Genomic DNA, 11,684 nt, shown 5'->3' on the forward strand with positions numbered 1-11,684 from the left:
AAGCTGCCTTCGGGCAGCTTATTTTTTTATATCAAAGGAGGTTAGAGCATGCCCAGCTGGCTTGATTTATATATACCGAAGGGGGTTTATGTTTCGCGAGTGTTCGATGTCGGCGCTCATTTCGAAACGTATATTCAAGATTTGAAGGTTCAATATGAACGTCATGACGGAACGGTCGATGTATTCATAAGGCTGTCCTATGATTCAACGAACTGGACAGAGTGGATCAAAGTGAACGAAGCCGCTTTCGATGCGAAGGATTTGTTCAGAGACAGTTACTATGATATGGAACAATGTTCCCTGCAATATAAAGTTGTGCTGCGGAACGAAGGTGTGAAGAGCCCCGAATTTCGCGGCATTTCGTTCTCCCTGCTTGGGTCATATCTGTTGAATAATACGGGAGACGTCTCCTGCAAACCGGAGTTGTGGATTACGAAGCGGAATGGCGCCGGCACGATTAAGCTTACGAACGAAACGAACGGCCAGACATTACTATTGGCGGATTTGAACGACAATGAGCAGGTGTACATCGATTGCGAGAATGAAGATATTGTGTCAGACTTGCCGCTCGTATACCGCTACGATAAGCATAATAACGTATTTCTCGAGCTGGAGGTCGGGGAAAATCTACTGACCGGCGAAGGCGGATTTGAACTGACGATCAGACATGAATATAAAACCATGCAAGGATAATTTGGGAGGTGAACGACGGATGTTACGTTTAGGAGATATCGATTTTGCCAAAAAGCCTGTTGCGCCCCAACTGTTTCTATGCAAGCCGAATAAAGAGACCATATCCAAATTGGCGGAAGCGCATAATATCGTGTTTAATTTGAAGCTCGGCGCGCTTAATGAGCTTACATTCGATTTCCCTGCTTATTTGGACAAGCACCATATCGTAGCGCGCAACAAGAACTTTGAGCTGATTAAAGGAAGATATCTGATAAAGCTCGTTCTGGGCTCCTACGAAGAATATTTTATTGTGAACCAGATCGGGAAGCGGGCCGGCGACGACGGAGAGAGCGTGTCGGTATCGACCTTATCATTGGGATATGAGTTGAACGATAAAATCATTCGGGATTATAAGGCCGTGTCGAAGACCGCCACGGAGCTGATGAAGGATGTGCTGATCGAATCCATATGGCAAGTTGGTTACGTCGATTCCGAATTCGAGCTGAAGCGAAGAGGGCTTGAAGTATCGTCCAATGCCGTGCTGGAGGTCATATTTGATATTGCCAAGACCTTTAACGCTGTAGTCGTATGGGATACGCTGCATAGAACCGTAAGCTTGAAAAAGCCGGATCTTATTGGGCTTGATAAAGGATTCTCGATTAAATACGGCAAATACTTGGAGTCCATCAACCATGAGGATAATGCCGAAGAGATTGTAACGCGGTTGAAGATGTACGGCAAAGAAGACATGACGATTCGCGAAATCAATCCAACGGGCACGTCCTTTGTGGAAGACTTTCATTATTTTATTTATCCGTATAAGGAAGACAGAAACTACAGCCAACAGTATTATTACGGCCCTGACATGAAAGCGAACTGGAATCATCATGATGCGGAATGGAGCGTCCTTAATGGCAAGCTTGTTTCCGTCTCTAATCTCCAGCAGCTTTCTACGATCGTGAATTCCAGCGCATTCGGAAGCCAAAATTACAAACTATCTGCTACGTTGAAAGCGACCGGCGGTGACAATATCATGGGCTTCGTTGTCAGATACCAGGATGATCGCAATTATTACTGGATCGGTTGGGAGTCCGGTAAAATTAAAGGCGGTGTTGGCTGGGGCAAGGAAAAGCTGCGACTCTATAAACGGGAGAACGGGAATGATATTCTGCTTGCCTTAACGGATGCGATTGATGGCTGGAGCACGGATGTTCACTATCATATGGCAGTAGAGGTCTATAACGAAGCGATTAAAGTTTGGATCGATGACAGACTTGTCCTATCGGGCCATGATTCGGCATATTCGCAAGGTGCCTATGGCTTGATCAGCATGAATCAGCCCTTCGAAGTAGAGTACGTAGAGTTCAAGTCCAAAGAGCATACGGTGTTGTCCCATAGTGATTATATGACGGACGCGCTTTGTCATGGCCTGTTGGAATATGAGGATTTGCTACAGGGGAACCGGGATGCTTTTACCGAACTGGTCGCCAAGCGCGAAGCGAACAATTCCATTCTACACATTAAAAATGAGGAATTGCACCAACTGAACACGCAATTGAAAATGCTGTTAGACGAGCGGGATACATTGAACACGCGGATCGCGAAACTGAGTGATGAAATCGATCATGCGGATAATACGTTCCAAGATTACACCTTGCTGCTGAGCGATCTGGATTCTCTCCAAAATGAATTGGATGCGAAGCTTATTGAAATCAAGGCCAAGGAATCCGAAATCAGCCGCAAAGAAGCGGAAGTAATCCAAATCGAACAACAGCATCAAGAAATCATGAACCATATTAATGCTTTGAAGCTGCGGCTCGATATTCGCAACAACTTTACGAAAGAGCTACTGAACGAACGAAATCAGTATGTCATTGAAAAAGAGTGGCAAAATTCCAATATCGAGGATCCGAACGATTTATTAAAAGAAGGAATGAAGGCTTTTGACGAGCTGAAGCAGCAAAAGATTACGCTAAAGGTTGATCTGGTCAATTTCCTGTCGATGGTGACGGAGCAACGGAATTGGGACAAATTAGGGCTCGGAGATACGATCGGTATCGAGCATGAGCGGATCAGCCTTCGCTACAAAGCGAAGATTACCGAGATTGAATACAATTTCGAAGATAAAGGCATCAATCTTACGATCAGCAACATGAAGGACATGTATGCCAACAAAGATAAATTTATTGAAATGCTGTACAAGTCCTATAATACGTCTACCCAAGTATCGATCGACTCGTGGAAATGGGATTTGTCCATGCAAAATAACGGCGCAATCAACGAGATTATTAACAACAGTTGGGATGCGAACAAAAACGCGATTATCGGGGCCAAAGACCAGGTGGTAGAGCTGTCGGACAGGGGCTTGATTATTCGGGATCCGAAGAACCCGCTTCATTATTTGGTTGGATTGAATTCGATGATCGCTATTACGAATGATGGCGGCAACACGTGGAAGCATGCTCTGACGGCTGATGGTATCGTTGGCGAGCGGATCTACGGGAAAGTGATCATGGGCGTTAACTTGGCCATTGAAGATGAGAGCGGGGTTCTGAAGTTCCAGGGCTCCAAGGGAGAAATATTCGATAGGCATGGCAAGCTGGTCATGAAGCTGGGACTTGTCGAAGAAAATCCGGATGCATTCGGCCTCATGTCTTTCAACGATATTACGCGCGTCAAGGTAACGGACAAGGAAGGCTTCGTCATCGATAAAGCGAACAGCAAGCGGCCTGATGGATGGGAAAAAGTAATGTGGGCTGATCAACGTGACGGCACACTGTACACACATGGTCTGGTCGCCAAGAACATTAAAGTGTTCAATGACATTGGGAAGAAGATCATAGATGCGGAGTCGAACTATTTCAATATCGGTGATTTTAAGACAATCGTCATGGATAATAAGCTGACTTCTCTTGAAAAGATGCAGATCATTACGGAATTGTACAAGCTGGAAGCGGGATATCATCGCATGCTGGAGCAAGCAGAAGAGTATAAGCGCTCTCAGCGTGATGATGATTTTAATATGAATGCCCAATTCTTCACGAAGGTGCCAAGCACTAAGGATCGGTACTCTACGGAGCCGCTGACGCAAGCTTATCGGAAGCTTATAGAATATATGTCCCAGTATATCAAGATTACTTCCGCAGAACCGTTAAACATCGCTATTCACGATCCATTGACCGAAAAGACAAGCGAAATCGCGGATCGTTCGGAATTTATTCTTGCTTTCAAGACGTATTATGACGAGGAAAAAAATCTGAGAAATAAAATTGAAGATGCGCAGTTCTACTCCGGATTGAATATGGGTAAATTCTACAACAATGTTGTGATTGGAGAATATGGATTCATTGCGCTCCGGAATGACGGCAAGTACCGGGCCGTCCTGAATGCGACCAATGGATTGGCCCTGCAAAAATGGGAGAAGAACAAATGGACCAATAAAGTATACGCGGCGGTAGGCAGCTCGGAGTATACGGATGGTACCTTGATCGCGGAGGATTTAGTGGCGAAGCGGCTGCGGATCGAGACGAAGGTCGGCAATGTGCTGCTGGATGCCGATGCCTTGAATCTTGATTTTACCGTACTGGATTCTATTATATTGGATGATGTTATTGTATCGCCCGAGAAAATTACGCTTGCCAACCAGTTCAAAATTGTGACGAAGCAATACAATGAACTAAAATCGCAAATTAATCGGTATGCAATGACTATATATAATGAGAGGGAATCTACCTATGCAGGATTAGATGATGCGCAAAGTAAGCTCGTAACGGCCGGCAACGAGTTGGAGGACAGCTATAATCGATTAAAAAATTATATGCAGCCGATTTTTGCAAACATGAACACGACGACGCATCTCATCCATGATCTCGGTTCAACGCGCACGGAGTTTCATGAAAAGTGGGAGAACTTTTATAAAGAATATGAATATGGCAGAGTCGTGCTGGCCGATTTCTTGGAGAAGAGCTCTTTGCAGTTGGGTAAAAAATACAACACCACGCTCATTGATGCGGAAAACGGTATCGTTGTAACTCGCGGCGATAATATGTATCGAACCGTCTTGAACGCCACGGACGGCATCAAGATTGAGAAGAATATCGGCACGGGATGGGAAAGACGATTCTATGTGGATAAAGAAGGAGAACTTTATGCCGAAGAACTGAATACCAAAGCATTGCATATTTTGGATGGTGATCTCGGCGAAAAGATTAGCTTAAGTGCTACAGAGGGGATCAAGATTATAGGTGCCCACGGGGAAGTGATACGCTTAAATGCTACCGAAGGCATTGCCATTGATGTGAACGATAAGAAGCGATTCTGGGTTAATCCCGATGGCACCTTGCGGGCAAGAAAGCTGATTATCGAACCGGATATGGACAAAGAACTTGTGTTTGATGAGGAGACTAATGGATACATATCTGATCTATTAGTGAATAATTTGAAAACATTAGAGACTCCAGGAACACAGGAAGACTATGTTTATGTAAGACATAATTTCGTGAAACTGCTCACGGGGAACTCAGCAAGGAATGATATAGAGAAATTTGTGCTACAGCTAAATAAAGGAAATGATGGCCATAGTTATCCTGAAATGATCTGGGGACAAGGAACAGGACGAGGCAATCAAGGTATTATTAAGAAAACCTCAGAGGGATTTTACTTTGAAGGCTCTACCGACATCGGGAATAAGAGAATGATTCAACTATTAAATAAGCAGGACGATGCAATCGTCATTGAGGCTCAACAAGGAAGTATTAAGGTAAAGTCGGATACTCGAATTGTGCTGGAGTGTGGCGGAAGCAAGATTACGATGACGCCAAATAAGATTGCATTGAAAGCCGACAGAATAGATTTGAACTAATTACTGCGGAAAAGGAATTTATTCGTATTTTAGTTTGGGGTGAATCAAATGGCAGGAATGGCTTATAAAGGCGCAAGGACGAACCCTTCTGTTGCAAGTAATCACGTAAGAAAATATCGTTATGTGGAAGGTAATACTTGTCTGCGCGAAAGAGAAGATGGCTCATGTGCTAAATACAATGAGGTAAGAGAGACAGATTATACAGACGCACATATAAGCGGAGTGATTAATAATGATGGTGTCTCTAATGTATTTGTAAATGGAAGACCAGTCGCATGTACTGGTGATTCCGTTACAGAAACAGAGTCATATTCACTTGGTGGTTGGGAGTTGGATTACTCCGACCGTGGTGGAACAGGTCATATCACTGGTGGCTCAAGCACCGTTTATGTCAACGGGAGACAAGCAGCTAAAGCAGGATCCTCTGTGACCACGCATGCCCGTACTACAACGGCCATTGCAGAAGGGAGCAGTAATGTGCATATCAACTAAATGTGCATATCAATTAAAGGAGGTGAAAATACATGCCGTATAATCACTATGGATACCTGGATCCGATACATATCGTATGGCGCCAAGGGACGAATGAGGATCCTTATATCGACAGAGCCGAATATTTGAAAGTACTGAATCATAAGGTAATTCTTGCGGAAATACCGGATCGTTTCACGCGAGTGAAAATAGCCGGATTGATGGAAATCAACTACGAAGGAACTCCGAAAAAGGCGATTAAGCCAAATGAATTCAGTGTCAATTATTCAACGGGTGTCGTCGAATTCCATGAATCCCAAGAATCGAATGCCGTCAACGTATCCTATAAGGGAAGAGGATTCATTCAATACCCATCGAGTCGAATTTATCATCAGGATGAGATGAATGATGTTGTCGAGTCCCTTGCGACGATTATTGATCGTGCAAATGTGAAAATTAAAGATGTAAATGCCAAAACAGAGGACTATGAGAAGCTCAGAGACGAATTGCTGCAGACGATCATTAAATCCGATGTCGCCACTACAAATGCTAAAAAAAGTACCGAAGAATCAAAAATAGCGACAGACATGGCTTATGATGCTTATGAAACGACGCGACTCGTCTTCTTGCCATATGTAAAAACGTATCAACAAATTTTTAGTAATTATCCGTATCCGAAAATTGGTTGGACGGTTCAAGTGTACGACTCCGGGATTCGATACCGCTGGGATGGAAAGTCTTGGGTACCTATCGATTTGCTTGGGGGCAACATTCCGTTAGCCAATAAAGGGGTTAATGGTCTCATGTCCAAGGAGGATTGGGCGAAGCTACATTCCTATGACGATCGACTTAAAGAGAGAGTCATTACTTTCGTGATTCCTCAGTTCCCGGATATCGGCGTCCAGCATATTCATGCTAGATTTCCCTTCAAAGGGGAGATTGTCAATGTTCGAGGAATGATAGGCAGTGCAGATTCGAAGGTAAGCACCGAGATTACGCTACAGAAGAGCAGAGACATGCTCAATTGGTCGGATGTACTCTCCAGAAATATTGTATTTCGCAAGGGAGAACACTTCGACGATGGATTGAGGAAAGTTGACGTCGCAAACGTGGCGAAAGACGATATTTTTCGCTTGGAAATTCTCCAGCTAGGCGGAGATGTCCAAGACATTACAATTGAGGTTATTGTAAAAATTACACAATAAGGGAGTTTGATTCAAATGGCAACAGCACCGATTATTAAATGGTATGACGTTAATCATGCAAGTGAAATTGTGGCACCCTTCGACTTTGGAGTGGTTGATGCAGGGGATTGGGGTCCAGCATTTACGTTTAATATTTGGAATAACCGAGGCGGGGCTACAGATGTATCCAAGATGGAAGACTGCCATATCACGACACGGGATATGGATGGCGGTACAGGTGACAAACAAGGGAAAATAGTAGAGGTTGTAAGAGATGATTGGTTCCATGCACAAGTTGATACATTGGCAGAGTCGGATCTCCAAGCAGACACATCCAAAATTGGCCGCTCAGGAAACAAGCCGATCGGTACTACGGAGCCTACCGTTAAGAATAACGCAGGTGCGACAATTACGCCAGTAATACCTAGTGCCAAAGAGATTCTCGGAATAAATAATAACGGCAATCAAGTTGATTCAGGCGGTAACTTTGTAACTGTAACTTTGAGGGCACAGGTTCCGCTGGCTGCAAGTGCAGGCAAACAGAACTTTAAAATCCGCGTTTCCTATCGATTCGTATAAAGATTATTTAGGACGGGCTCGTAAGAGCCTGTCCTTTTTTCTTTATCTGGCAGGCAAATTATTGTGGAGGTATATGTAATGATTTTTACAACTAGTAATGGCACGCATCCGATTTTAAGTCAGGATTTTATCTGGGTGGCGGACTACTATGATGGGACACATTTATGTGAATACGATCTAGAAACGAAAGAATCGGATCCGTATCGCTTCTATAGTATTGATAGAATGAAACTTCTTCGTTTCGGCTTGATTGGCCATAGCTCCAAATTATTCTTCGAAGCGGCAAACGGAGTTTTTAATATTAACGGCGAAGAATTTAGAATTTCCTATGTGGAGAATGACAAAGAGTTTCTCTTGAATGGAAGATCACTGTTCTATAATGACATTATTTCTTATAAGGATGCGGTTAGTGAGGCGAATCCATTTCAAAAACAAACGGATTGTGGAATGTTTACGAACCGGATTACGCAATATAACTTCGGATATAAGAAGAAGTTGGATTTGGATGGGATTATATTTAACTTTCAAGCGATTGTATCCATTCCTTATCAGGATAAAGCGTATATGTCTCTTAAAATTGCTTCTGATCAGGAACTTGACGGCAAGATTGTAATTCAACGCAGAGGCATAGTTGTGGACGAGATTGAATCACCTTTGCAAAAGGGACATAGCACGAATATTACTTGGACATTGAAATAAGGAGATGAAAGGTATGGCAGAGCTCTTATGGGGAACGAAGGACATTAGAGGTGATGTAAAAATCACGAAAGGCGCAAACGACACATTGACCTTCGATGTAGACGGCAACTCTTATTCTGTTACTTTGGACGAGGGGGTATATCATACGCTTCGCGAAAAACATTCTTCGGCGCTTATTCAAGCCTTGAGCGAGAAGGTTGCGCAACAAACCATTCCTATTGATGTGATGCTAGGAGGAGCGTTAAATGACGATGGGAAAGTAAATTATGTGGTGTTTGAACATCAGAGCGGTGGAGTAATTGACAACTTTGGAGGGACGATGAAGAGCTTGATTTTTAATTAATTGAGGTGAATATACATGGCTACTCAAAATGATGGCGCAATCCATTTTAGTGGATTGTCCGGTGAATATGTTGAAATGGGCCCTTCTGGATTACAGGCAGGCGATAAGCCAAGATCGATTGATTTTTGGATGAAACCAGAGGATAGCGGTTCTAAATTGATGATTCCTGTTCGGTATGGTGATGACAGCCCGAACATGAAGAAGGTAGAGATCATTATCAATCCGCTTAATAACGATCCGACTACGAGAGGTAAGATGGCAGTTGGTGTTGGCGGTGAGATGATTGCAACCAAAAATGAAGTCATTCAATCATGGAACGATTGGTATCATATCGCAGTTACGTATAGTGGTGATGGCTTGATGAAAGGAATTACGATTTATGTAAACGGCATCAAACAAGAGCTTGAACCAGTCGCTGGCTATGGAAACACTACTCCCCTTGAAACAACATCTACTCAGTTTAGATTTGGTGTTGACTTCAAAGGGAAAATCGACGAAGTAAGACTATGGAATTTCGCGAGATTAGAGGCCCAAATTCGTGCAGATCGTTTTCAAGTGTTGACAGGTTCTGAAACAGGATTAGTCGGTTACTGGAGATTTGAAAAGAGCAGCATTCAAAATGACGAAGTTAAGGACTACTCAAAATTTAAAAACAATGGGAAGTCAATAGGCAACGTTCGGTTTGTAGATGGTGAGTTTGCTTTGCAATCAGGGCAGAAGGTCGAAGAGATCGGCATGCCTATTGATTTTGACAAAGGTGTGTTTAGGAACACTTTTATTGATGATGGTAAATTACAGCTAAAAAAGCTCTATGAAATTAAAGAGTCAGATGCAGGAGATCATAAGGGGCAAGGAACGGAAGCTGATCCTTTTCTGATCCGAGATGCATATGACTTTTTTAGAATGCGGAAGAATCCGTACGCCTATTATAAGTTAGTAAAAAATATCGACTTTAATGTCGGAGCCTTCAAAGAAGGAAGATATTATGGTTTCGATTTTTATGGTTCTCTAGATGGAAATGGATACAAGTTATTGAATTTCACACAAAAGATAGGTGGAGTACCTACAGGATTATTCATTACTCTTGATGGTAATAGCATTGTGAAGAACTTATACATTGAGAGTGTAGATATTGAAGCTGCTATTGGGGGGCAGGGAGTAATCGCTGCATATTTCAAGAAGGGTACAGTAGATGGAGTAGGAGTAACAGGGAAATTGAAGTCAAAGCAAGTAACTGGTTCTAGTTCGAACTCTTATTGTGGTGTGTTTGGGCAAGTATCAGGAGGAACAGCAACCAACATGTATATAAATGTAGATTTAGATTTTACTGAGACTAATGATACGAGACAAATTGGTATTCTCACTGGTTTTTATCAATCTGGTCATTTCAACAACATCATTATCGAAGGAACGCTAATAGGAAGCAGAAAAGGCGACACAATAGCAGCGGTAGCTGGATACACTTATAAGGGTAAAACAAATGTCTATTACAATACTGATTACAATACATATAATCATCCACTATTTAATGGTTCTAATTTTATTGACGCTGCAAAAACCGGAGAAGAATTAAAAGATGCAAACTTATATAAGAGTTGGGATGAAAACAACTGGATCATTACAAACGGCTCTATTCCAAAGTTGAATGGTTTTGAAAAGCTAACTCATGCACTAGCTCGTTCTGGTGAGTGGGAATCGGAAGTTATTGATTTAGTTGATAACTATACCGCATTTAGAAAGCTAGTAAGTGTTCAAGAGATTGTTGGTGGGGCTAAGGTTACAATTCTCACAAAGACTTCGAGTGACAATCGGATGTGGAGTCCGTATGCAAAGCTCAGTGGGAATAGTACCATTGCTAGTCCAAAGGCTCGATATGTCAGAGTTAAAATCATCATCGAAGCAGACAGCAGTACTCGAAAAGTTACAGAGGTTGAAGGATTTAATGGCATGATTGATTACGACAAATCGGAGTATATCGGAATAGACAAGGGATTTCTAAAAGTAAACTACACAAAAGAACATGACTTAACTTTAGATGATAGTTATAAGGAGCGAGGATATGTAACATCAACAAAGATTTATTCTAAAAATTTGAAAAGGCTAAATCGAATCAGAGTGAATCCAAGGTAAATAAAATTACGATTCAATTGAGAGGTGAAGGTTGATGGCGAAGCCGAATACGGATGGTATAGAACGAGACTTTATTCTAGAGATGGAGGTAGGGGATTACATTCCTATGCTAGTATATGAGAACTCGCAATCTGCATTCGAGTTTGTTGGTGGGGTAAGTCCGTGGGTAGGTGCAGGAAGTAAGTATGTGACGATGCCTGAGATTGATTATAGTGGTGCAGAGATAAATTCTGCGCGAGGGGTTTTCTACTTCATAAAGGTAGATGAAGGGCTTCTCATAGCAGATAGAGTAATTAAATCAATTGTTTCCTACAACGAATTAAAGATGAGTCACTGTAATTATATTCAGGGTAAAGCCATGACTATAAGCGGAGTGTATGGATATATGAGGTGTTTGTCAGGTGGGGTTGGGTATATCAACGAACAAGGAAAGCCAGAATCAGATGCTTCAAAAGCTATTTTGGGTGCGTACCCGCATGATAATGAGTACGACAAGTATATTGTTAATTCCAATTTAAATGGGAAAATCGAGGCTTGTGATGATGGTGTATGGCATCACCTTAAATATAAAACCATTACACAATGTACAGATTATTTAGATCCGGCACTATGTATAACAAGAGGTGGAAATTATAATGGCTTAGGTTTAGAAAAATATGATGTTGCAAGACGGTCTTCATATGGAATTGACAGAATTGGATTCAGACCAGTGTTTGACTTTAGACATCATTACGAGGTGAATTAA

Annotated in this window: 9 protein-coding genes; all 9 read left to right on the forward strand. The window is 42.3% G+C overall.

The window, feature by feature from the left end; translation table 11 throughout:
* Window positions 1–48: 48 nt before the first annotated feature.
* The 9 genes from RQP50_RS02065 (at window position 49) to RQP50_RS02105 (ending at window position 11,684) form a co-directional block, all read left to right on the forward strand.
* Complete coding sequence (locus RQP50_RS02065; RefSeq protein ID WP_315742848.1) at window positions 49–693, forward strand: phage distal tail protein; 645 nt, start codon at window positions 49–51, stop codon at window positions 691–693.
* A 19-nt stretch (window positions 694–712) separates the two neighbouring features.
* On the forward strand, window positions 713–5,533 hold the full coding sequence (locus RQP50_RS02070) for a phage tail spike protein (RefSeq protein WP_315742850.1): 4,821 nt from the start codon (window positions 713–715) through the stop codon (window positions 5,531–5,533).
* A gap of 48 nt (window positions 5,534–5,581) precedes the next feature.
* Window positions 5,582–6,025 carry a PAAR domain-containing protein gene (locus RQP50_RS02075; RefSeq protein WP_315742852.1) on the forward strand — a complete coding sequence of 148 codons (444 nt, stop codon included), beginning with the start codon at window positions 5,582–5,584 and terminating at the stop codon, window positions 6,023–6,025.
* Between the two features lie 32 nt (window positions 6,026–6,057).
* Window positions 6,058–7,209: a hypothetical protein gene (locus RQP50_RS02080; RefSeq protein ID WP_315742854.1), complete on the forward strand. Its 1,152-nt coding sequence runs from the start codon at window positions 6,058–6,060 to the stop codon at window positions 7,207–7,209.
* 15 nt (window positions 7,210–7,224) lie between these two features.
* A complete protein-coding gene (locus RQP50_RS02085) occupies window positions 7,225–7,767 on the forward strand; it encodes a hypothetical protein (protein WP_072727316.1) in 543 nt (180 codons plus the stop codon).
* Window positions 7,768–7,845: 78 nt separating this feature from the next.
* Window positions 7,846–8,466, forward strand: coding sequence for a hypothetical protein (locus RQP50_RS02090; protein ID WP_315742856.1), 621 nt, complete (start codon window positions 7,846–7,848; stop codon window positions 8,464–8,466).
* 13 nt (window positions 8,467–8,479) lie between these two features.
* Window positions 8,480–8,809 (forward strand): hypothetical protein, encoded by a 330-nt coding sequence (locus tag RQP50_RS02095; RefSeq protein WP_315742858.1) that lies wholly within the window; start codon window positions 8,480–8,482, stop codon window positions 8,807–8,809.
* A 15-nt stretch (window positions 8,810–8,824) separates the two neighbouring features.
* Entirely contained in the window at window positions 8,825–10,939 is a 2,115-nt protein-coding gene (locus RQP50_RS02100) for a LamG domain-containing protein (RefSeq protein ID WP_315742860.1), read from the forward strand.
* A 34-nt stretch (window positions 10,940–10,973) separates the two neighbouring features.
* Window positions 10,974–11,684 carry a hypothetical protein gene (locus RQP50_RS02105; protein ID WP_315742862.1) on the forward strand — a complete coding sequence of 237 codons (711 nt, stop codon included), beginning with the start codon at window positions 10,974–10,976 and terminating at the stop codon, window positions 11,682–11,684.

Source organism: Paenibacillus suaedae (assembly GCF_032337355.1).
GTDB classification, from domain to species: Bacteria; Bacillota; Bacilli; order Paenibacillales; family Paenibacillaceae; genus Paenibacillus_B; species Paenibacillus_B suaedae.